The sequence below is a fragment of the Herbaspirillum sp. SJZ099 genome (assembly GCF_007828355.1).
In the GTDB taxonomy this organism is placed as follows: Bacteria; Pseudomonadota; Gammaproteobacteria; order Burkholderiales; family Burkholderiaceae_D; genus Herbaspirillum.
In genome coordinates this window covers 100,991-122,694 of record NZ_VIUO01000011.1, presented here as the reverse complement: position 1 = coordinate 122,694, position 21,704 = coordinate 100,991, and the positions used below count along the sequence as shown (strand labels likewise).

Below are 21,704 nucleotides of genomic sequence, written 5' to 3'. Positions count from 1 at the left end.
CTTCGGATGTGAATCGCTTTTTCGGCATGGTCTGACTCTCCTTTTCAATAGCATATGAAATTTCAAGTCGGACCAGTTTTTTCAGGTCAGGTCAATCGGAACCAGGTGGACACTGTGACGGAAGTCTGGACAAGCAGCCGGCAACACAAGCATTGAAACGGCCACATGGACAGTTCTTCGGCAACGTGGACTTATTTAGACTTCAGCAAGTGACTTCTTGCCGCGCAGTTTTCTCATTGACTCTCCTTTCAGCTGGATCTTGTAAGCCTGATGGACAACACGGTCCAAGACCGCATCCGCTATTGTCGGGTCCGGGAAGAAACCATGCCAATTTTCCACTGGATACTGGCTGGTAATGAGTACTGATCCCGTACGTGAACGCCTGTCGACCACATCCAGCAGCACTTGCGCTGCTGCGGGCGTCATCTCTCCCATTCCGAAGTCATCCAAGATGAGGAGTGCCGGCTTATAGAGTTGATCCTTAAGTGAAAAGAGAGAGCCATCGAGCTGGGCTTCGGTCACCGCGGTGTACAGATCTGATACACGACGGAAAGCCACTGACATCGCCAACCGGCACGCCTGCTGTCCAAAAGCCGAGCCAAGCCATGTCTTTCCGACGCCTGTGGCGCCGAGAATGATCAGATTCTGATGCCGAGAGATCCAGCTGCAAGTCGACAGGGCGGCAACAAGTGTTTTATCAAGTCCGCGGGCTGTACGTCCGTCCAGATCTTCTAGAGAAGCAGCTTCCGGGAAGTTAGCGATCTTGATCAACCGATTTAGCTTGCGTGATTTCCTTGATGCGGTCTCGGCCTCAAGGAGCATTCCCAGGCGATCATCGAAGGCAATGTTCTGCAGTTTGGGTTGCTGGCTTTGGAGTTCATATGCCTCGGCCATAGCTTGGAGCTTCAATTCGCGGAGCTGGATGGTGTTCTGTGGTTGGCTACTCATGTTTATTCTCCGAAGTATTCAGGCCCGCGCACGTTGCCATGAGTGGGACGTGGCTCACTGTTTTGGGGCTTGGCAGGACGTAAATCGGCGTTCGTCTTGAAAATCGACTCAACATTGCGAAGGCTCGTGATGTTCGATTTCAATGCATAAGTACAAACGGCCTCGAAGCGTTCATCTCCGTATGTTCGTGCCAGGCTTCTCATCCGCTGAGCGGCGCGAAGTCCGTTCGTCGGATCCCGTCGATCATGGAGGTGATAGGCAATCATCTTGTTAGCACTAGGACCAATACCTTCCGCCCAGCGAATTAGGTCTGCTGGTTCAGACTCAGTGACAGCTATATGCGAAAGTGGCCTGTGCTCCCGTTCAGTCACTGTGGCACCTTGCTTAGCCTGAACGAGGTGCATTGCGATGCGACGGCCGGCCAGGAAGATTTCAAGGATGGTCTGTGTGAATCTCAGGTCAACGCGATTTCCCGCGAGGTAATAAGGAACGGAGTAAAAAGCACCTTGGTGCTCGACGTGGTAATCCTGGCCAATTCGGACCTGATATTTCCAGTCGCACAGCTCAAACGGGCGCTCCGGCAATGGGCGCAGTTTTTCCCTCTCCGTATCTTCCATCCATTGATGCCGGCATCCATCCAGTTTCTTAAAGCGATGATGGTTGAGCTTTTCGCTCAGGGCATAAAGCTCAGTATTCAGCTCGTCGAAACTAAAGAACTTTCGGTTCCGCAGCCGGAAGAAAAGGCGCTGAGCGATCTGGACACCAACTTCAGCCTTCGGCTTGTCCTTTGGTTTGCGACTCCTGGTCGGCCGGGCAGCGGTACCGTAGTGGGCGAGGCAGTCCCTGTAGCTTGGATTGACGACGATACGATCACGCTCCCTTCTCCACACCGCGGCTTTTAGGTTGTCGCTGACAACCCAAGCTGGGGCACCACCCATGTATTCAAAACATTTAATGTGGCAGTCCACCCAATCAGCCGTTTTTTGACTAGGTACCGCATAGATAAACGTGTAATTGGAATAGCCAAGAACGCCAATAAAGATCTGCGCCTCTTCGATGGCGCCAGTTTCGGCATCGTGGACATCGATCGTTCGACCAGCGAAATCAACAAACAGCTTATCGCCCGGAAGATGGACGCGCCGCATGACGATATGTAATTTCTTGATGTACTTGCGATACCCCGAGGTGAACTGCGTGTAGCCAATACCGGTGGGCTCGGATTCGCGCCATTCCTGCCAGATATGCTCCAGGGTGGCGTCTTCTGCCTGCATCTCTTGATGCACCCATTCCCAATTTGGTGCCGGCTTCGGGGCGGCAACGCTACGGTCGTGAGTACCAATCAGGGTGCGCCACTGAGCATCATCGAGATCTTGGATGTCACTCCAATTAAGTGTTGTTGCTCTCAGTTTATTGCGCAAGACACCCACAGTCGTGGGAGAAATGCCAACAGTGTCGGCGATGGTTCTATCTGAGCTAGATAGCTCATAGAAGTGCAGCCGCGCTATTTCACGCTGCAAATAGATTTCTAGCCTCATAGGCATCTTCCAAGCAGCGCAGGAGTCGCGCCGCAAAAGGGTGTGCATTCCCCTTACGCTCTCCTTGACAGGAAAGACGTTGCAGCCGATACTCCTCCGCGAGATCTGAGATCTTTTCGGTTACGGCCGACGATAAAGCCCGAGTCTGGTCACTCGGGCTTTTCGCTTTTTTAGGGGGGATTTTTGTTCTTAGTTACGGACTAGGTGAGAATCTCCTCAAATTGATGGCTGCGATGCCAAACATCGCCCACAGCAGCATTAAATTGCTGTCCACGTTGCCGAAACGCCGTCCATTTTGCCGAAACGGTGCTGTTGGAGAGCATCCAAACAATCGGTGGCTCATCCTACGCAGAACATGTCGCGAAAACTACTAGGCTATCTGGACATTTGAAATGCCTTTTCACTTGGACGATCTAGATCTCGACAGCATCCCAGCCCCCTATCATTCAGTGCTGAGGCGCATGGCCGCAGCGGTCGAAGACCGGGCTGTCACACCAGCTGTTGCGATCAAAGTAATTCGAGAGCATTTGGTGCCGCTTCTTTCCGATGTGCACCGCCCTCTGATCTCTATTCAGGGCCAGCCATCCTGGGACAAGATTCGGACCCTCTATCCCGCATTGGTATTTGCTTCTGAATCGCAGCAGGAGCAACTGTTGGCCGCGATTGGTCGGATGATTGAGTTGTTTGTCCGACATACGGACAGGCCGCCGCGGGAAATTGAATTCCCACCTTTTATCGAGGTTTTCTCGTTCAGCCGACTGTGTGGCTACCTCGGAGTCCCTATTGCCAAGCCGCTTTTAGAAATCGATGAGGGCACAGGGGATCTCTACCGCTTCTGCAAATATTGCTGGCTTCCCGTAAGGCGAAAGGACGTGTGCGCTTTCCATACGACCATTGTTATCGGTGCTGTAGACGCCAGTAGTCAGCCGGCTTGTGCACATATTTCTTTGAAACAGGCACAACGCCTAAGAGCAGTCTTTGAGCAGAAAGTGCTGGCGCTAGCTACTAGGGATGAGATGGAGTTTCACCAGTCAGGCTTCGGCCTACCTGCGCTCTTACCGCCATCTGGGTTGACTCAGTGGCTGGACGCGCGGCGCCCTCACTTGGCTAGGCTAGTGAGGAACCAGGCTGGCGCGTCGGCTAACGGTCTTCGTATCCTGTCCACCGTTCTTTACGGAGAAGAACTTGGCGCCAGGGTCGTTGAGGCAATAGGAGGGGCGGTTTACTTGTGGACGCCGATCACGACTAGAGCGGAGGGATGGCTGGCTGCCTGGGCGGCTAAATCACCGAGAGGTGGAGCTCGCAGGCGCGCGACCAAGCTTCTGGAGGAATAGACGCGATGTATGCCAATTTTTTGCTTGGTTACAGAAAGTCCGCTGGTCGGAGGTAGATATCGACACGTGGTGCTTCGAACTCGACGTCTGAATCGCCAGGCATAGCTAAGCTGCTGGAGATGCTGCGTTTCAGCGCAAGTAGGCGTTGATATTCCGGATAGCTGATTAGAACATGGCTTGGTATGCCACGATCAGTAATAAAGACTGGCCCAGTCTCGGTCGCAGTAAACGCCTCGTGCACATCCTGAGCAAACTCTTGCGCGGGTAAGGAAGTAATTGCCACAACAAACTCCTTTGGTGCAGAAATACCGTGTACAGGGAAATGCCGGGGGAAATTCTAGGCTAGAAAACACACGCTACAGGGAAATGCCGGGGGAAATTCTAGGCTAGAAAACACACGCTACAGGGAAATGCCGGGGGAAATTCTAGGCTAGAAAACACACGCCCCGGGGTCTGCTTTGGCAGAGATCGCACCGGGGCTCGCAGTCCGATGATAGGGTGATTAGTACGATGTGACTACGCTCCCTGTAAAAGCTCACCTATCGACAGACATCTACTCCACAATTATAGCGACAGCGTTATATAAAATTTGTGCGATGGGGGCTGGGTGATATTGCAGGCCACCACCTCCCAAGGCTCCGCTCGAAAAGGTCATGCAAAGGCCAGCATTGGTTAATCGCTGGATCTCCGGGGGCTCAAGCCCTTCGATAAGAGCCTTGGCATCAAGAAATCGCTCCAAATCTCGGATGTAGGCCACATCAATGGCATGTGCCAGTAGAAAGAAGTCCGCTCTCGACAGCTCGTCATTCAAGTACGCCGCGAATACTCGAGCCAGTAACACCGGCTTTTGAAGGTCTGAAAATTTCTCGATGACGAGAAACAGCCTCTCGCCAATAAGCTCTGCATATTCATCCTTAAGTAATTTCTCTCGCATTGCCTCTGACTCTAAGGTCCTTTGGAGGCGTGGCTCATTCAAGAAGCGACTGAGCTTGCTAATCAGCCCTTTATCACGAATGTTTGATGCCTCTTTCATCAGTGCTGCGGCCAAGTTAACAACTGGGATCGCTTTCACGATCTCGCTTTCAAGACCGAGGTCCAGCAGCGCTTCTCCTGATTCAGAAAGGACCCTTACTAGTTCACTATGAGCATTTTTAGCCATCGCTGCGTCCACTAAGTTATTTCGACCATGCTATGTTTTAGAAGATTGATTCTCGAATATGAGTCCACTAAAGGCGGGGAACTACCGGTGATAGAACATTATGGCTCCGAGGATGACAGCGACCCACCAAATCTGCTTTGACGTTGCAACTAGCTTCTCCTCGACGGCCACTATTCGCTTAGCAAGCCTCTCTATCATTTCAGCATCGACAACACGTGGCGCGACTTCAGTTTTGACGTCTTTCAACTCCTCGGTAACAGGGGAAACTGAAAACCATTTGTAATGTGCATGCAGTTGGGTGCATCGTTTGACATAGAGATGTTGAAGTTCATGAGACACATATCCCTCTAATTCCCGACGTGAATCAGGGTTCAGCAGAATCTGGTTATTGAATAGCGCTGCCAGAACAAATATGGCCTTGTCTTTACTCCAGGCTTCTTGGATTTCAGCGGCATTCATTTTTTCTCTGCCGTAGTAGGCGCATCTGAACGCCAATTCTGGTGCATCCAACGAGCCCATGGCCGTGATTGCCTTTCCTTCTGAAATACTGCCGTAAAGGGCTGCCATGACACATTGGAGTTCCTCTTCTAGCGTGCAGGTCGAGTAATAACCTTCGACTCTCTTCCCCGAATCAGAGGTACTTGGTATATCACCCAATTTCCAACGATTGATTAGCTCTGAAAATTCTTCTCTAGATCCCAACATCCTGGTATTGGCGGGATCAAGATTCATCAGTAGATCATGCAGAACGTTAATTGAATTGGATGTAACCATGGCGGTCTGCAGAAGGCGAATAATTGCCTTATTGATGTCCCAGTTAATAAAGTCGGGGCCAGCAATCGTACTGTCATCTATAGTTAGGCCAGGATTGCCCGAAGCAAAGCGCAAAAGATGTAACCACCTTTTCTCATCGACAGTATCGAAAGGCCCTGCTCGTTCGAACAATTTTGGGAGCAGATAACGTCGAGCGGGATTGCGTAACATCGCCAACAGTTCGTCGCTACTGCCACTGCATGCCAGTCGGCGAACTTCCAGAAACTCCCAGTCGTCGGAATCGGACGACTCGCCTAGCCCCCAAGCCCCCAATGGGGCAGTAAGATTTGCCAGACAGGCGAGTCTTACTGCGTAGTCGTATTCATTGTCGCCCGTACCGGCCAATGACTGGCTGTAGAGTAGCTTGATTACACTTTGGCTTCCTGCATTCTTTGCCAGCCCCAAGTTAATCAAACGGTCGTTACGTTGTAATAGCGCATTTTCAAGCGCATCGTCGCTATTCCAGCGCGAAACACCTGTGGCGAGATATTGACCATATTCATCTAGCTCCCTGTAAACCACCTCTGGAGTTGAAAGTTTGAGCCTTTCCCTCGTAATGTGACTGCTAGTGGTAATGTCCCATGCCATATTTCCCCCGATTTTTTGTTTAATTTGTGAAAGTGTAGGCGGAAGTTACGGTTGCTGCCAATCTTCAGACGAGGCCAGTAGCACATGCACAAATCGTGGTGGCGCTCCCTCAACGAAGGCGACTTGGATCACTATTTGAAGTGGTACCGAAAGCTATGTTTTGACAGGCCATGCTCTTTCGAGACCGTTCAACTGGTACTACACTTACTTCGTGCGCTTGAGGACAAGCGGGCTGAGCTTTCGAGTAACAGCCTCCCCCCACAAAACAAATGAACTATGAAAACGGCCCGCTTCGCGGGCCGTTTTCATTCTCGGATACAAAGAGGAATCTATGTTCCTCACGCGATGCCGTGCTAACGTCAGCATGACAATGACATGTGACTTCAGTCCCTGCAAAAGCTCACCTTTCTAATCCTGTCGACACCATTGCGATAGCGGCCAGCCACAGGCATTCCATTGAGCGCAAGCTGGGCCCACTCACGGGACGGCTTGTTGTCGCCGGTCATAGTTTCTGACAATGATCCTCTTGCTGTAGTCGATCTATGGAATTGGCTTCTGGCAAGTACCAGTCACGCTGTTTATGTATTCCAAGGCCACACGGTTCTTCGGGATTTCGGGAAATGTGTGAAAAAGAAGGTGGACAAGCTTCTCCTTGCTAGCCGCTACAGCTTTGAACCGATCGGCAAAGTGGTCGGCCAATTCTAGCAGCGCATGCTTATTCGCAAAGCTTCTTGCGATCTCAACTACGGGCGAGTCTGGTAGGACATGACGCAAGAATGTCCAATGAAGACAGACCGCGAGGCACCGCTCGCCCTCAGGCACATGGGGAAGCTCCGAACAGACACGCTGCATCACAGTCTCCCAATGTTTGCGGCGATCTGAATGAAATTGAAGTTCTTCAGGAACGATAATTATGTGCTCAATGGCATTATCAAGAGCGCCCAGCGCATCCGAAAAACCTTTGTCCCATTCTTCGCTATCGGCTAAAGCAAGCTTTGGAACTCCCTCAACATGAAACCGCCGCACGTGCAACACTTCATGTCGAACCGCCCCATCGGGAAAGTATCCATTGGTCGGAGCAAAGAGTTGAATGCTTTTGGCGTCTATGACGACTGCGAGCTTTCCCTGACCAGTAGTTCCACCTTCATTCTGCTTCGAATCGAGAATTACATTGATTTCAACGCCCGCACCTTCTTCCACGTCAAGGACGAACTGTTGGACTGGCTCATTAAGACGGGCAAGATATTCGGGTTGCATATTCACGAGGAGCGATATTTGGCAGGAAGACACTACATGAAGACTACCCGAAACCGGTTATGTGGGGATGTCCGTTCCTGGCCGATAACGGACGCTCATTCAGCAATTGTCCACCACGGAAAGCGACGCAATCCATGTCGCCTGGCTTGCAGGATTGCCTCTTGCCATCCGCTTCCATCTTTCCATCGCCTTCCGAGGGCGACCGTTCGCTCATGCGCCCCTCGGGCCCAGTCTTCGTCCGGCTGCCGCGAGTCGGATTGCGGTCCAAACGGGAATTCGAAATATCTCAATCGCTACATATATTGGTAACATTTAGGAATAATTCGATATAGAATGACGCCATGCACGGAAATACCTACACCGTTGAAGAAGTCGCCCGGCAACTCAAGTTGCACGTCAAGACAGTGCTGCGCCATATCAAGGAGGGCCGCCTGCGGGCCTCCAAGATCGGCAAGTCCTATCGGATTTCCGGTCCGGACCTGAATGACTTTGCCGGTTTGGCGGCGCCAGTAGCGAGCCAAGGCGAAATTGTGGCACGTACCACGAGCATCGTAGAGGTACCCGGGATATCGGCCGAATTTGCCAGCCGCATCGCAACCAACCTGCAGGCTTTGCTGATCAGCCGGAGAGGACACGGCCAGCCCATGCATCTTGATACCGCCTATAACCCGTTGGAAAGCCATCTGAAAATCATCCTGGTTGCATCGCCCAGAGAGGCCGCATCGGTGCTGGAGGCAATCGACTCCTTTCTTGGCTCGGCGCAATGATGCCGATATTCAGGACGCTCGATGCCGAGCGCCTTGCCCTGGCACGCTATCGCGATCTGCTGGACGAGTGGCCGGTTCCTCATACCCGTCGCATGGTGCCAAGCGGCATCGGAGAAACCTTCGTGCTTTCCTGCGGCCCGTCCGACGGGCCGCCGCTGGTGCTGCTGCATGGCGCCCAGGCCAACGCGGCAAGCTGGCTGGCGGACGCGGCGACATGGGCGCGGCACTTCCGCGTCCATATCCTTGACATGCCGGGCCAGCCCGGATTGAGCGCGCCATCCCGCCTGGTTTCCATCAGTCGCGCGGCCCTATGCTGGCTCGACGACGTGATGGATGGGCTTGGACTGGTCAACGCCTCGTTCGCCGGCATTTCGCTGGGTGGCTGGATGGCGTTGAACTACGCAGTATCGCGTCCAGGGCGGGTGGCGCAACTGGTGCTCATCTCGCCCGCCGGGATCGGACGGCAACGGGCATTCCTGCTCAAAGCCTGGCCCTGTTTGATGCTCGGGCAGTGGGGATTGCGCAGGATCCGTCGCATGGTGATCGGCCCTGTTGCCGGCGCGCTGTCGCCGTTCCATGCCAAGCTTGCCTCGCTGATGGAATACATCGGCCTGCATGCGCGTATTCAACCTATCGTGCTACCCAGGTTCAGCGATGCTGCTCTGGGTTCGCTGGCCATGCCGGTCATGGCAGTGCTGGGAGGAAAAGACGTGCTGCTTGATTCGGCCCACACGCGGGCGCGGCTTGAACGGTGCGTGCCGCACGCTTGCATACACTGGAGGCCAGAGGCCTTTCACTTCATCACCCGTGAAGCTGAAACCATCCAGGCATTTCTTCTCGCGCCTGACGCGCGCGGCACGCCATGAGAAGCGTGATCATTCCGATGGGCACGGTCCGGATACTGCATTGCCCGGCCCAGGAAGGGCGCATTGCCAGCGAAGGTGATACGGACTCCCTGCTCAGTGCAGCATGGGAGCACTGTGCGCAGCTGGTGGCCATCGATGCCAGCTGCCTGGACGAATCCTTTTTCCAACTGTCGTCTGGATTGGCGGGCCGGCTTGTCCAGCGCTTCGTGAACTACCGCATGCCGCTCGCCATTCTCGGCCAGCTCGGCCGCCATCTTGATGCCAGTCGGGCGCTTAGTGACTATGTCCGAGAATCCAATCACGGAAACGCCGTCTGGTTTCTCGACCGCTTTGCGGACCTGGAAAGCCGGTTGGGCTCCGACGTGCTTGCACCGCGCCGGCCGTTGCGGTGACAGGCGTCCTCCTGGGGCAAGAAGCCATGCCGGGCGCCCGTCACCGATAGAATCAATTCCGTTAATTAATCATGCTGGAGAGGTAGAAATGCGCAAGACATGGATGTTCGTGGCCCTGATCGCAGGTGGAGTTATCTCGACCGCGGCGTCGGCACGGACGATATGCACCATCGTGGCCGACGCATCGGAGAACGGCTCCATCGTCCAGAGTGGAGATTGCACCCGCCGCTTCACGCCGGCCTCCACCTTCAAGATCGCCATCAGCCTGATGGGCTTCGATGCCGGCGTCTTGCAGGACGAACATACGCCGGCCTGGCCCTATCAGCCAGGATATCCTGACTGGGGCGGCGACGCCTGGCGCCAGCCCACCGATGCCAGCCGATGGATGCAGTATTCGGTGGTCTGGTTTTCGCAGCGTGTAGCGCAGCAGCTGGGGGCGGCGCGGTTTCAACGCTATACGCGCGATTTCCGCTATGGCAACCAGGACGTGTCGGGAGAACCGGGCAAGCGCAATGGCACAAAGGGAGCATGGATCAATTCATCGCTGCGCATCTCGCCTTTGGAACAGATCGCTTTCCTGCGCAGGCTGGTGAACCGGCAACTGCCGGTCAGCGCACACGCGTATGAGATGACCGGCAGGATCACGCGCATCGCGGCTGCGCCGGACGGCTGGGAGATCCACGGCAAGACAGGCACCGGTTCACCGGGCTCCGATGGGCGCTACGATCCTGCGCATGCCTATGGATGGTTCGTGGGCTGGGCGATCAAGGGCGACCGGAAGCGCGTGTTCGCCCGCCTTATCCAGGACGATCATCCGACCCAGCCCAACGCCGGCCTGCGGGCTCGCGACGGCCTGCTGGACGACCTTCCGGCATTGGCCGATCATCTCGCAGGTCGGCCGCGATGAGCGTCGGCCAGCGCAATGCGCGGATCGATGCGCTGCGTGGCGTATCCATATTGCTGGTGCTGTTCCATCATTTCAACATCGCCTACCCGCTCAAAGATACGGTGCCGGCGACGATCTTTGGCGCCCCCGTGGTGCAGGCGATCGCCCGCAACGGCAACTACGGCGTCACCATTTTCTTCGTGATTTCCGGCTACCTGATGACGGCCAACACCTTGCGCCGATGGGGGCGGCTCGACGCCATCGATGCGAGGCGCTTCTACGCGCTGCGCATGGCGCGCATACTGCCATGCGTGTTCCTGTTGCTGGCAATGGTGGCGCTCCTGGCCGCGCTGGGAGGGACGCTCTTCCAGAACCGCGGATTTGGCGAGCCGCCGCTGCCGATGTGGATGACGGGTCTGGCCAGCCTCACCTTCTGGATGAATGTACTGATTGCGCAGCATGGCTGGGTGAACTATCCGCTGGGTGTGCTTTGGTCACTTTCCGTTGAAGAGGTGTTCTATCTGGCGTTTCCGATGGTTTGCCTGACGTTGCGCAGGCCGCGCTTCATCGGCGCGTTCTGGCTGCTGTTCGTCGTGACGGGCCCCTTATACCGCCTGGCGCACCAGGGAGATGAAGGCGGCTTTCTGTATGCGTACCTGGCTTGCTTTGACGGGATTGCCATCGGTTGCTGTACGGCGATCATGGTTGCACGAGGTACGCATCCATGGATGTCGACGCGCTGGCTGCAGTGCATGACGATCCTGGCGATGACATTGCTCTACCTGTGCTGGCCGATTTCCCGTAGCAATGTACTGGGCGTGACTGCAATGGCGCTGGGAACCGCTCTGCTGCTGGCCGGCGCTTCTGGAAAAACTATAGCGCCAGGTTCCGCGGGATACCGATTCCTGGCGTTCTGCGGCGGTCTTAGCTACGAAATCTACCTGTTCCACCTGATCATCCTGGGCCTGATGCGCACCGCAATCCCTCCCATCACCGCGTCATCGGCTGTAAAGCTGGGACTGTTGGCCGGATACCTTATCTGCTCGTTAGGGGTGGCCTGCGCTGTGGCTCGCTTTTTTTCGCGTCCCTTTAATCGCCTTGCGCATGAATGACCGTATCTGGCCGATAGCAGTCCTAAACGCGATGTGATAAGATTTATGTCAATCGCCTGACAGCCCTCATCCCCGAAAACGGTTCTAGTCGGCTGTCGAGTTTCAGGCAAAACGTAAGCGAAAGCCCGCCTCTGGCGGGCTTTCTCCATTTCCGGCCTCCGTTTTTCCATCTTGCATTGCTGAAAAAAATTTCTAGCCTGCAAAGGTTACTCGACTCAATCCCTTCGAGCCAGACGACCTGGCTCCAGACGCTTGGCCCTCGGCGCCAACACCGAGTATTACTGCACATTTCATTTATATCTGTAGGGCCGCTACGTGGCCGGTTGCGGATATCTTAGAGCGACAGACCATTGGCGTTGAGTAGTTTTTTGGTCATTCAACTGTCCAGGGCGACTGAACTAGAAACGTCCACGTCGCCGAACTAGATGTCCACCATCACTGAAATACGCACTAACCAAGACCGACGTCAATGCCGATCTTGTTCTTTCAAAAATTCGAGAGAGAAAATCCGCATATCTCGGCAATCGAAAGCTGGAAGACATCGTACATACCTTGGTAAAAGCAACAAAAGGAGCCGCAGAAGAGTTCTTAATTCAATGCGATGACTTGGAAGTTCATGACCTCAGATTATTAAATCTGGCGCGCTTGGCTGCAGAAGGCGAATCCATCTCAAAGTATTTAACATGGCTAGCATCTGAATCTATAGCTTCAAAAATCCGACGCATTAGCTTTGAAACTCTAAGCGATATTCCCGTTGATCAAGGAAGTATTTCAGTATCTGGGCAAGCGACACAGAGTAAAGTCCTTTTCGAACTTTTCTCAGATGTTATCTTCGGCCCTGCTCAGCCTGCAGGAAGCTATCTCCAGTTTGGGGAAGTCCTGACCATTAAAGCCGGAAGTCATCGTGCATCCAAGGCTCCTGCGCTCAAACGAAGAGTGGTATCAGAGATCAGATCAAAAATAGGTTCGCGGCATCGTATACGTACAAACCAGCGGGAACATCAGCCGGAAGGTCGTCCTATGGCTATGCACTGGCATGCGCCAAACCGCTATCTTCTAATTTTGACGCCAGCTTGTGACCTTGTTCGATGCTCGTCGTCAAAGAACGTCTTGTGTGTAGTTGGCATAGCTGAAGATCTGAGCAAACTTAAAGACCAAATTTCCGAAAAGCTGTATGGCAAACATAAACAAGGGCTACGGCATCTGTTGAATGCCAAAGGTCCAGGCGCACCCATTCTAATTACCTGGCAAAAAGATCAGACCCTCATGCTTCCCCTTAGAGAATTGATCGGAGGAACATATCGGAGAGTTGCTCAAATGAATGAGCTGTACGCTCATGAGGTAAAAGAAGAGGTGCTAAGGCAGCTGGGCCGAGTCGGGACCCAAATCGATCCTCCACCTCCCTTCGCACTTCATGCTCAGCTTCGGTGGAAGACGTCTAGCAATAACCAGCCGCTGCAAACAGCAGAGACTGAAAAAGACGGCTTTTACGCAGCGGTACTTTCCTATGCCGATCAAGGTGAGGATAAATATCCTGTCGCTATACTCTCGGCCGAATTCCAGCGATGGGCGATTGCAAAGATCGAAGCAAGCATGCAAGGACAAGCTTCATTCACAAAGCTAGAGAATTGTCTGAATACTCTTCGGCAGAACACGTTGTTCACGTTAAAGAAAAATCTAGCGCACAAAGGTGAATTGCAAGTCCGACTCAAAGATGAGGAGAACGAGAACTTGAATTCATTCGTTGTCGATATTGCTTTGAGTCTTTAGGATAGATGCCCCCTTTCTTCTTATCTCGTAAGAAGAAAGGGCATTTTAAGCACCTTTAAGTGTTTCTTGCAGTCGGCTGGAAATACCAATCAATTGAGCAATCCGTTTCGCGTATGAAATCTGTCTAGGTCACGTTTTTGAAAATTTTATTAGCGCGACTTAGCATTGAACGTAAATAAAAGTATTGGCGTCCGCCATCGATTTTCGTCCCTGTCTCTGGATGTAAATAGGACTACTCCAAATTGAGCAAACTGGCGGATGCAGGATTGAATGACAAAAAAGAGAGCCATATAGGCTCTCTTTTTTTCATTTATTTACTATGACCATTCGTTTTCACGGGAGTGACAATTTTTTCACTTACTGTAACTCTCTACAGCACTTTTAAACATCAATATTCCCCGCCTGCAACGCATTAGACTCAATAAACGCCCGACGCGGCTCAACATCATCCCCCATCAGCGTCATGAAGATCTGATCCGCCGCAATGGCATCCTCGATCTGCACCTTCAGCAAACGGCGCACAGTCGGGTCCATGGTGGTTTCCCACAGCTGCTCGGGGTTCATTTCGCCCAGGCCTTTGTAACGCTGCTTGTTGACGCCGCGTTCGGCTTCGTCGCGCAGCCAGGCCATGGCCTGGCGGAAGTCGGTGACGGCTGATTCCTTGCGCTTTTCGCCCTGGCCGCGGGCGACGGAGGCGCCTTTGCGGATCAAGCCCTTGAAGGTCTGCGCGGCGTTCGACAGCACCTGGTAGTCGGGGCCGCTGGCGAAGTCGGCGTCGATCACGGTGGCCTTGATGTTGCCGTGGTGGCGGCGCTGGATGTGCAGGGCGAGCTTCTCGGAGAGTTCGTCGAGCTTGGCCACGACTTGCACGCTGGGGTCGGCGATTGCCTTGGTGAGTTCGGCGGCGGTGGCTTCGGCTTGTTCCAGGTTTTCCATCTTCAGGGTGACGCCGGCGTTCATGATGGCGTCGAGCGCGGCTTCATCGATGGCGCGCGTGAGGCGCATGATGATGGCGTTGGCGGTGTTGTACTGGCGGGCCAGTTCGACCAAGGCGTCGCCGCTGATGCCGGGGGCGTCTTCGGCCGGTTTCAGTTCGGCGTCGTTCAGGGCGATCTGCATCATGTATTGCGCTTCTTCGAGGTCGTCCTTGAGGTAGCGCTCATCCTTGCCGGCCTTGACCTTGTACAGCGGCGGCTGGGCGATGTAGATGTGGCCGCGTTCGACCAGCGCCGGCATCTGGCGATAGAAGAGCGTGAGCAGCAGGGTGCGGATGTGGGCTCCGTCGACGTCGGCGTCGGTCATGATGATGATGCGGTGGTAGCGCAGCTTGTCCGGGTTGAATTCGTCGGCGCCGATGCTGGTGCCCAGGGTGGCGATGAGGGTGGTGATCTGCTCGGAGGAGAGCATCTTCTCGAAGCGCGCCTTTTCGACGTTCAGGACCTTGCCGCGCAGCGGCAGGATGGCCTGGAACTTGCGGTCGCGGCCCTGCTTGGCGGAGCCGCCCGCGGAGTCACCCTCGACGATGTAGAGTTCGCACAGGGCCGGGTCGCGTTCCTGGCAATCGGCCAGCTTGGAGGAGAGGCCCAGGCCGTCCATGACGCCCTTGCGGCGGGTCAGTTCGCGCGCCTTGCGCGCGGCTTCGCGCGCGCGGGCGGCTTCGACGATCTTGCCGCAGATGATCTTGGCGTCGTTGGGCTTTTCCATCAGGTAGTCGGTGAGCGTCTTGGCGACGATTTCCTCGACCGGGCCGCGCACTTCGGAAGAGACCAGCTTGTCCTTGGTCTGCGAGCTGAACTTGGGTTCGGGCACTTTCACCGAGAGCACGCAGGTGAGGCCTTCGCGCATGTCGTCGCCGGAGATTTCGACCTTGGCTTTCTTGGCGAAATCGTTCTCGTCGATGTACTTGTTGATGACGCGGGTCATCGCCGCGCGCAGGCCGGTCAGGTGGGTGCCGCCGTCGCGCTGCGGGATGTTGTTGGTGAAGCACAGCACCTGCTCGTTGAAGGCGTCGTTCCATTGCATGGAGACGTCGACCGAGATGTTGGTGTTCTGGTCCGACATCTTGTCGCCGGTGGCCTGGAACACGGTCGGGTGCAGCACGTTCTTGTTCTTGTTGATGTATTCGACGAAACCGCGGGTGCCGCCTTCGAAGGCGAAGTTTTCTTCCTTGCCGGTGCGCTGGTCGGTCAGCTTGATGTGCACGCCGTTGTTGAGGAACGAGAGTTCGCGGATGCGCTTGGCGAGGATCTCGTAGTGGAACTCGACGTGGGTGAAGATTTCTTCGTCGGCCCAGAAGTGGACTTCGGTGCCTTTCTTGTCGGATTCGCCGATGACCTTGATGGGCGAGACCTGGATGCCGTCGATGGTTTCCAGTTCGCGGTTTTGCACCACGCCCTTGGCGAACTCCATGGAGTGCACCTTGCCGTCGCGGCGGATGGTCAGCAGCAGTTTCTTGGACAGTGCGTTCACGCAGGACACGCCCACGCCGTGCAGGCCGCCGGAGACCTTGTAGGAGTTCTGGTCGAACTTGCCGCCGGCGTGCAGCTCGGTCATCACGATTTCGGCGGCGGAGCGCTTGGGTTCGTGCTTGTCGTCCATCTTCAGGCCGGTGGGGATGCCGCGGCCATTGTCGGTGATCGAGATCGAGTTGTCGGCGTGGATGGTGACGTGGATCTCGCTGCAGTAGCCGGCCAGCGCTTCGTCGATGGAGTTGTCCAGCACTTCGAACACGAGGTGGTGCAGGCCGGTGCCGTCAGAAGTATCGCCAATGTACATGCCGGGACGCTTGCGCACCGCCTCCAGGCCTTCCAGGATCTGGATGGAGGAGGCGCCGTAGCTTTGTTGCGCGGAGTTGGTGTTGTCTGCTGGGCTGGAGGACATGGTTACCTTCTGAAAAAGCTAGCCAAACGACTAGAGACTGCGGGTGAAACGACAAAGAAACGACAAAATGCGACAGGGTTACGGCTGAAAACGGAATTCTTAAAAGCGACTGAGGGGCCGTCTCGGACGGCCCCTCGTGCGCTTGCAGGCGGCAGCGCTTAAATGCGCATCGGCATGACGACGTATTTGAAGTCGGCGTTGTCCGGGATGGTGACCAGGGCCGACGAGTTGGCATCGCCCAGGGCGATGTTGACGTAGTCGTTCTTCAGGTTGTTGAGCACGTCGAGCAGGTAGCTGACGTTGAAACCGATGTCGACGGTGTCGCCGCCGTAGTCGATTTCGAGTTCTTCGACCGCTTCTTCCTGGTCGGCGTTGGTGGAGCTGATCTTCAGGCTGCCGGGAGCGATCACCCAGCGCACGCCCTTGAACTTGTCGCTGGTCATGATGGCGGCGCGCTGCAGCGAACGCAGCAGCTGTTCGCGGCTGATGGTGAAGCTGTTCTTGTAGCCCTTGGGCACCACGCGGGTGTAGTCGGGGAACTTGCCTTCGACCAGCTTGGAGATCAGTTCGATGTCGGCGAAGCTCAGCTTGACCTGGTTGTTGGCGATTTCGAGTTTGACTTCTTCATCGCTCTCGTCGAGCAGGCGCTGCAGCTCGATGATGGTCTTGCGCGGGATGATGACTTCCTGGCGCGGGAATTCCTGTTCGGTGGCGACCTGGCAGAAGGCCAGGCGGTGGCCGTCGGTGGCGACCGCGATGACGTTCTTGCCTTCGACCACCAGCAGCAGGCCGTTCAGGTAGTAGCGGATATCCTGCTGGGCCATGGAGAAGTGGACCATGTTGAACAGGTGCTTCAGGGTCTTTTGCGGCAGGGTGACTTGCGCGTTGTACTGCTCGGCCTGGGCGACGGTGGGGAATTCTTCCGCGGCCAGGGTCTGCAGCGCGAAGCGCGATTTGCCGGATTGCACGGTCAGGCGCTTGTTGGCAAGCGAGATGGAAACTTCGCCGGAGTCGGGCAGGGCGCGCAGGATGTCGAGCAGCTTGCGCGCGGCCACGGTGGTGGCGACGGCGTCGCTGCCGGAGCCGACTTCGGCGTGCGTGGTGATCTGCACTTCGATGTCGGTGGACAGGAAAGACACTTTCTCGCCGTCCTTGCGGATGAGGATATTGGCCAGAATCGGCAATGTGTGCCGACGCTCGACAATACCGCTCACGATCTGCAGAGGACGCAGGAGCGTGTCTCTTTGGGTTTTAACCAATTGCATAGTCTGTTTGTCCTTGCTAATAGTGGTTTAAAGGATGCCGCTGGCTGACTTGCCGCTTATGCAAATGTCGCGCGTGTTCCCCTTCTGGTGAAAACAACCCGGAACCTGCCTGGAATACGCAACGCTCCTGCATTTGCACGGCCTGCCCGCAGCCGGTCCGAAACCTGTTCCCAAGCCGCCGGCAAGCATTCTGGCAGGCTGATTGTTGTGTTTTTAATCACACACCTGGACCACCCTGCGCGCCGGACAGCGCGTTAGGAACATTTGAAGGCAAATCCCCCATTTTTAAAGAGGTTTTCTCCGAAGTTTCCTTGATATCCCGCGGATTTCCTGCTCATTGGGCGGCCCTGGCGTCCGCCGGCGAAATATCGCCTTCCATTGTACCAATCATCCCCCTTCAACGTAAGTTTTTGCTTAGTAAACCGGTACCTTGGCGGCCGGGATTACGGGGATCGGCAGGGCTGGGAAAATGGTCCGGGAATGCCGGGGGCCGGGTAATTCCGTTCAGTTAATCCTGAATTTATCTCCGTCGCCCTGACGAAAGTCAGGGCCCAGCGTCGTTCAGCGTCTTTCGGGGCGCAACGAAAGACACTGGGTCCCGGCTTTCGCCGGGACGACGGGTTGGAAAGCGGCGGCAGCGGCCGTCCCAACGCGCCGGCCGCACATGAAAATGCCGCCCCAGCCTGCGGGCGGCATGTTGACGACATGGCGTACGGCTTGCCGGGTCAGCCCTTGAGGGTCTGCTCCAGCACGTGCAGCTCGTGGTTGCATTCCGGGCTCTTGGCGCGGTCGGCGGCGATCTTGCGCACCGCGTGCAGCACCGTGGTGTGGTCGCGGCCGCCGAACAGGTCGCCGATTTCGGGCAGGCTCTTCTGGGTCAGCTCCTTGGCCAGGTACATGGCGATCTGGCGCGGCCGGGCGATGTTGGCCGGGCGCTTTTTCGAGTACATGTCGGCGACCTTGATGTTGAAGAAGTCGGCCACGGTCTTCTGGATGTTTTCCACCGAGATCTGGCGGTTTTGCACCGACAGCAGGTCCTTCAGGGCTTCCTTGACGACATCGATGGTGATGTCCTTGCCGTGGAAGCGCGAGTAGGCCAGGATCTTGCGCAGCGCGCCTTCCAGCTCGCGCACGTTGGAGCGCAAGTGCTTGGCGACGAAGAAGGCGACGTCGTCGGACAGCACGACTTCTTCGGCGGAGGCTTTCTTCATCAGGATCGCCACCCGCATTTCCAGTTCGGGCGGCTCGATCGCCACCGTCAGGCCGGAGTCGAAACGGGAGATCAGGCGGTCGTCCATGCCGCTGATTTCCTTGGGGTAAGTATCGCTGGTGATGATGATCTGCTTCTTGGCCGCGATCAGCGCTTCGAAGGCGTAGAAGAATTCTTCCTGGGTGCGGCTCTTGCCGCCGAAGAACTGGATATCGTCGATCAGCAGCAGGTCCAGCGAGTGATAGTAGCGCTTGAAGTCGTCGAAACCCTTGCGCTGGTAGGCGGTCACCACGTCGCGCACGTATTGCTCGGCGTGGATGTAGCGGATCCTGGCGCCCGGGTTATCCACAAGCACCTGGTTGCCGATGGCGTGGATGATGTGGGTCTTGCCCAGGCCCACGCCGCCGTACAGGAACAGCGGGTTGTATGACACGCCGGGGTTGTTGGCGACCTGGGTGGCGGCCGCGCGGGCCAGTTGGTTGGCCTTGCCGGTAACCAGGTTGTCGAACGTCAACACCGGGTTGATGCGCGACTGTTCCTGGCGTGGGGCGACCGCGCGCACCGGTTCCGGTTCGGGCTGGTAGGCCTGGGCCGCGGGCAGGCCGAGGCCGGAAATACCGCCGCCGCCGGCGCCCGGATAGCCGGGTTCGGCGCCGCCGTTGGTGGCCGCTGCGGCGCGCCGGGCCTGGCCCACGCGCGGGTCGAGCACGAATTGCACTTCGATCGGGGACTCCCAGTATTCGCTGGCGAGGTTGGTGATGCGGCTGGCGAACTGGGCCTTGACCCAGTCGAGCTTGAAACGGTTGGGCGCGGCGATGCGCAGCAACCCGTCTTCATAGTCGAGCGGCACCAGCGGCTTGATCCAGGCGCTGTATTGTTGCGGAGTCAGTTCCTGCTCGAGTTTGGTGGAGCAGGTCTGCCAGAAGTTTTCCATGAAGCTTTCTTATTGAATAGGAGTGCGGCGCCGTTGAACGGATTCAGGTCAGGACCGGTGGATAAAAAACAATGTCGGCCGAGGCGCAAACAAGGGACGCATTTTACCCTGCTGCCGGAAAGTTATCCACAGGACGCGAGGCAGTTTGGCAGAGTAAAAAATCATATCCATCGGCGGGAAATGGCCGATTCGGACATTATTTTCCTGACAAGCGGCACCGCCATGCGGCTTGCCGGGGGACAGAGCCGATCGATTTCCTTTTCGACAATATTTTGATGGGGACAGTGTTTTTTGCAACCGGTGATTCCGTTTGCGGGAGACTGCCCGGCTTTGTCCCTTTTTTACTTCTTTTTATTCTTTTTGGCGGCTTTCCAGCCGGAGGGCGCCGACCGGTTCAAACGACCACGTCGCCATCCACGAATACCTTGAGTTCGCCCGGCTGGTAGGGCGTCCAGACTTCGTTGTTGGTCAGCGGCTGGGTGACGATGACGGCCACGCGGTCGTTGACCGTGGTGACCTGGGCGAAATCGACCGACAGCTCGTCATCCGACAGCTTGGCGGTGGTGAAGGGATGCTTGCGGATGATGTAGTAGAGGTGGGTGGAACAGTGCGTGTAGAGCGCCGATCCGTCCGAGAGCAGCATGTTGAAGGTGCCGTGGCCGGCGATATAGTCGGCGATCTCGCGCAGCGCGGCGCGCAGTTCGGCCAGCGGCGGCAGCGTGTCGCCGAAGCGCTTGCGGAACTCTTGCAGGATGTAGCAGAAGGCCTGTTCGCTGTCGGTGGTGCCGACCGGGCGGTAGGGGCCGTCGAGCTGCGGCGTGAAGTTTTTCAGGTCGCCGTTGTGGGCGAATACCCAGTAGCGCCCCCACAGTTCGCGCACGAAGGGATGGCAGTTGGCCAGCGCCACGCGGCCCTGGGTCGCCTTGCGGATGTGGGCGATGACGTGCTGCGACTTGATCGGGTATTGCTTGATCAGTTCGGCCACCGGCGACGCGATCGCGGCCTGGTGGTCGACGAAGGTGCGCACGCCGGCGCCTTCGAAGAAGGCGATGCCCCAGCCGTCGCTGTGATGATCGGTCAATCCCCCGCGGGTGGCGAAACCGGTAAAGCTGAAGACGATATCGGTCGGGGTGTTGCAGTTCATCCCAAGGAGCTGGCACATGGTATTCGAGACATTGATAAGTGTTGCCGGACTGTCAAAGTTATCACGATTGCCGCCTGCCGGGAGCGGCCGGCCCGGCCGACGCGGATAAAAAACGCAGATAAAAAAAACCCCGCGAGCTTGCGCTTGCGGGGTTAATCCTTCCTAAAGAGGGAGGAGGAGACGCGGTACGTACTACAAAACCTCAGAACTACTACTCGACTAGAAGTCGGCTTGCCGTGGAACGGCGGCGGGCGCTCAGTCGCGCGCGGCCATGTTGCGCAGTTCGTTGGCGAAATTCGGTTGGGTCAGGCTGTATTCGTTGGCCATGCGGTTCAACATGCGCTTGCCGCTGAACTTGTGCGCCAGGATACGCTGTTCCAGCGACTTGCGCGGCTTGACCAGCAGCACGGCGGCTTGCGCCAGGCCCAGCAGCAGCGGCTTGAACACCATCAGCACCGTCACCAATGCCCCCAGACCCAAGGCCGGGCGCACGTAGGCAGCCAGCATGCCGATCAGCGCCTGCGAGAAGGGAATCGCGGTTTCGGCGGGAAAGGCCAGGTTCAGGAAGGACATGTTATTTCTACCTCTGATAAGTCTTTGCGGTGCGCATCAGGCGCGTTCAATCTCACTGTTGTTGCATCGCAGTATATGTTTGTGCGGTTTGTATGACTACTTTAGAGTTCTCATATCAGTTATAGCGCTGATGAATATGGCCAAACGACACTGCCGCTCAGCGTTTGTGAATATCTCGCCGGCTTTGCTGGTGTAGCCTCGGTAGCGGGGGCTTTGTACCGACGAAAAAAAACCCCACAGGCATGGCCTGCGGGGTTAATCCTTCCTAAAG

Annotated in this window: 18 protein-coding genes; 7 read left to right on the top strand and 11 right to left on the bottom strand. The window is 56.1% G+C overall.

Going from position 1 to position 21,704, the window contains the following annotated elements; genetic code table 11:
- Positions 1-195 precede the first annotated feature (195 nt).
- Together istB and istA are read right to left on the bottom strand one after the other, a co-directional pair.
- Entirely contained in the window at positions 196-948 is a 753-nt protein-coding gene (gene istB, locus FB597_RS18520; protein WP_141917593.1) for an IS21-like element helper ATPase IstB, read from the bottom strand.
- Between the two features lie 2 nt (positions 949-950).
- Positions 951-2,483, bottom strand: coding sequence for an IS21 family transposase (gene istA / locus FB597_RS18515; RefSeq protein ID WP_183405893.1), 1,533 nt, complete (start codon positions 2,481-2,483; stop codon positions 951-953).
- Between the two features lie 404 nt (positions 2,484-2,887).
- On the opposite strand from istA, the gene FB597_RS18510 reads away from it, so the two are divergent.
- Entirely contained in the window at positions 2,888-3,817 is a 930-nt protein-coding gene (locus tag FB597_RS18510) for a hypothetical protein (RefSeq protein ID WP_222428659.1), read from the top strand.
- Between the two features lie 28 nt (positions 3,818-3,845).
- Here the strand turns inward: FB597_RS18510 and FB597_RS18505 are convergent, their stop codons facing one another.
- The 4 genes from FB597_RS18505 to FB597_RS18490 all read right to left on the bottom strand — a co-directional run bounded on the left by FB597_RS18505 (position 3,846) and on the right by FB597_RS18490 (position 7,640).
- The gene (locus FB597_RS18505; protein WP_141917601.1) at positions 3,846-4,100 is read right to left on the bottom strand and encodes a type II toxin-antitoxin system Phd/YefM family antitoxin; all 255 of its coding nucleotides are present in this window, start codon (positions 4,098-4,100) and stop codon (positions 3,846-3,848) included.
- Positions 4,101-4,370: 270 nt separating this feature from the next.
- Complete coding sequence (locus FB597_RS18500; protein WP_141917604.1) at positions 4,371-4,976, bottom strand: hypothetical protein; 606 nt, start codon at positions 4,974-4,976, stop codon at positions 4,371-4,373.
- Between the two features lie 81 nt (positions 4,977-5,057).
- A complete protein-coding gene (locus FB597_RS18495) occupies positions 5,058-6,377 on the bottom strand; it encodes a hypothetical protein (protein ID WP_144770341.1) in 1,320 nt (439 codons plus the stop codon).
- A gap of 540 nt (positions 6,378-6,917) precedes the next feature.
- Positions 6,918-7,640 carry a hypothetical protein gene (locus FB597_RS18490; RefSeq protein ID WP_141917608.1) on the bottom strand — a complete coding sequence of 241 codons (723 nt, stop codon included), beginning with the start codon at positions 7,638-7,640 and terminating at the stop codon, positions 6,918-6,920.
- Between the two features lie 335 nt (positions 7,641-7,975).
- Between FB597_RS18490 and FB597_RS18485 the strand changes: the two genes are divergently transcribed.
- The 6 genes from FB597_RS18485 (at position 7,976) to FB597_RS18460 (ending at position 13,427) form a co-directional block, all read left to right on the top strand.
- The gene (locus FB597_RS18485; RefSeq protein ID WP_141917610.1) at positions 7,976-8,401 is read left to right on the top strand and encodes a helix-turn-helix domain-containing protein; all 426 of its coding nucleotides are present in this window, start codon (positions 7,976-7,978) and stop codon (positions 8,399-8,401) included.
- The gene (locus FB597_RS18480; RefSeq protein ID WP_141917612.1) at positions 8,398-9,267 is read left to right on the top strand and encodes an alpha/beta fold hydrolase; all 870 of its coding nucleotides are present in this window, start codon (positions 8,398-8,400) and stop codon (positions 9,265-9,267) included. The genes FB597_RS18485 and FB597_RS18480 overlap by 4 nt, the downstream gene beginning before the upstream one ends.
- Positions 9,264-9,659 carry a DUF4180 domain-containing protein gene (locus tag FB597_RS18475; RefSeq protein ID WP_141917614.1) on the top strand — a complete coding sequence of 132 codons (396 nt, stop codon included), beginning with the start codon at positions 9,264-9,266 and terminating at the stop codon, positions 9,657-9,659. The genes FB597_RS18480 and FB597_RS18475 overlap by 4 nt, the downstream gene beginning before the upstream one ends.
- Positions 9,660-9,747: 88 nt before the next feature.
- The gene (blaOXA, locus tag FB597_RS18470; RefSeq protein ID WP_141917616.1) at positions 9,748-10,566 is read left to right on the top strand and encodes a class D beta-lactamase; all 819 of its coding nucleotides are present in this window, start codon (positions 9,748-9,750) and stop codon (positions 10,564-10,566) included.
- The gene (locus tag FB597_RS18465; protein WP_141917619.1) at positions 10,563-11,657 is read left to right on the top strand and encodes an acyltransferase; all 1,095 of its coding nucleotides are present in this window, start codon (positions 10,563-10,565) and stop codon (positions 11,655-11,657) included. Before blaOXA ends, FB597_RS18465 begins: the two co-directional genes overlap by 4 nt.
- Positions 11,658-12,209: 552 nt before the next feature.
- Positions 12,210-13,427 carry a hypothetical protein gene (locus tag FB597_RS18460; protein ID WP_144770339.1) on the top strand — a complete coding sequence of 406 codons (1,218 nt, stop codon included), beginning with the start codon at positions 12,210-12,212 and terminating at the stop codon, positions 13,425-13,427.
- 381 nt (positions 13,428-13,808) lie between these two features.
- On the opposite strand, the gene gyrB is transcribed toward FB597_RS18460, so the two are convergent.
- From gyrB to FB597_RS18435, 5 genes are all read right to left on the bottom strand, one after another.
- Positions 13,809-16,307, bottom strand: coding sequence for a DNA topoisomerase (ATP-hydrolyzing) subunit B (gyrB, locus tag FB597_RS18455; RefSeq protein WP_144770338.1), 2,499 nt, complete (start codon positions 16,305-16,307; stop codon positions 13,809-13,811).
- A gap of 158 nt (positions 16,308-16,465) precedes the next feature.
- Positions 16,466-17,572, bottom strand: coding sequence for a DNA polymerase III subunit beta (gene dnaN / locus FB597_RS18450; RefSeq protein ID WP_141918006.1), 1,107 nt, complete (start codon positions 17,570-17,572; stop codon positions 16,466-16,468).
- 725 nt (positions 17,573-18,297) lie between these two features.
- A complete protein-coding gene (gene dnaA / locus FB597_RS18445) occupies positions 18,298-19,716 on the bottom strand; it encodes a chromosomal replication initiator protein DnaA (RefSeq protein ID WP_144770337.1) in 1,419 nt (472 codons plus the stop codon).
- A 394-nt stretch (positions 19,717-20,110) separates the two neighbouring features.
- On the bottom strand, positions 20,111-20,878 hold the full coding sequence (locus FB597_RS18440) for a class II glutamine amidotransferase (protein WP_144770336.1): 768 nt from the start codon (positions 20,876-20,878) through the stop codon (positions 20,111-20,113).
- 237 nt (positions 20,879-21,115) lie between these two features.
- Complete coding sequence (locus FB597_RS18435) at positions 21,116-21,433, bottom strand: hypothetical protein (protein ID WP_141917994.1); 318 nt, start codon at positions 21,431-21,433, stop codon at positions 21,116-21,118.
- Between the last annotated feature and the right edge of the window lie 271 nt (positions 21,434-21,704).

What these genes read in the sequence shown, in the direction of transcription:
- FB597_RS18500 (WP_141917604.1), bottom strand. Translation starts at nt 4,976, where the DNA reads ATGGCTAAAAATGCTCATAGTGAACTAGTAAGGGTCCTTTCTGAATCA.
- FB597_RS18440 (WP_144770336.1), bottom strand. Translation starts at nt 20,878, where the DNA reads ATGTGCCAGCTCCTTGGGATGAACTGCAACACCCCGACCGATATCGTC.
- FB597_RS18485 (WP_141917610.1), top strand. Translation starts at nt 7,976, where the DNA reads ATGCACGGAAATACCTACACCGTTGAAGAAGTCGCCCGGCAACTCAAG.
- blaOXA (WP_141917616.1), top strand. Translation starts at nt 9,748, where the DNA reads ATGCGCAAGACATGGATGTTCGTGGCCCTGATCGCAGGTGGAGTTATC.
- FB597_RS18435 (WP_141917994.1), bottom strand. Translation starts at nt 21,433, where the DNA reads ATGTCCTTCCTGAACCTGGCCTTTCCCGCCGAAACCGCGATTCCCTTC.
- FB597_RS18475 (WP_141917614.1), top strand. Translation starts at nt 9,264, where the DNA reads ATGAGAAGCGTGATCATTCCGATGGGCACGGTCCGGATACTGCATTGC.
- FB597_RS18465 (WP_141917619.1), top strand. Translation starts at nt 10,563, where the DNA reads ATGAGCGTCGGCCAGCGCAATGCGCGGATCGATGCGCTGCGTGGCGTA.
- dnaA (WP_144770337.1), bottom strand. Translation starts at nt 19,716, where the DNA reads ATGGAAAACTTCTGGCAGACCTGCTCCACCAAACTCGAGCAGGAACTG.
- FB597_RS18495 (WP_144770341.1), bottom strand. Translation starts at nt 6,377, where the DNA reads ATGGCATGGGACATTACCACTAGCAGTCACATTACGAGGGAAAGGCTC.
- istA (WP_183405893.1), bottom strand. Translation starts at nt 2,483, where the DNA reads ATGAGGCTAGAAATCTATTTGCAGCGTGAAATAGCGCGGCTGCACTTC.
- gyrB (WP_144770338.1), bottom strand. Translation starts at nt 16,307, where the DNA reads ATGTCCTCCAGCCCAGCAGACAACACCAACTCCGCGCAACAAAGCTAC.
- dnaN (WP_141918006.1), bottom strand. Translation starts at nt 17,572, where the DNA reads ATGCAATTGGTTAAAACCCAAAGAGACACGCTCCTGCGTCCTCTGCAG.
- FB597_RS18480 (WP_141917612.1), top strand. Translation starts at nt 8,398, where the DNA reads ATGATGCCGATATTCAGGACGCTCGATGCCGAGCGCCTTGCCCTGGCA.
- istB (WP_141917593.1), bottom strand. Translation starts at nt 948, where the DNA reads ATGAGTAGCCAACCACAGAACACCATCCAGCTCCGCGAATTGAAGCTC.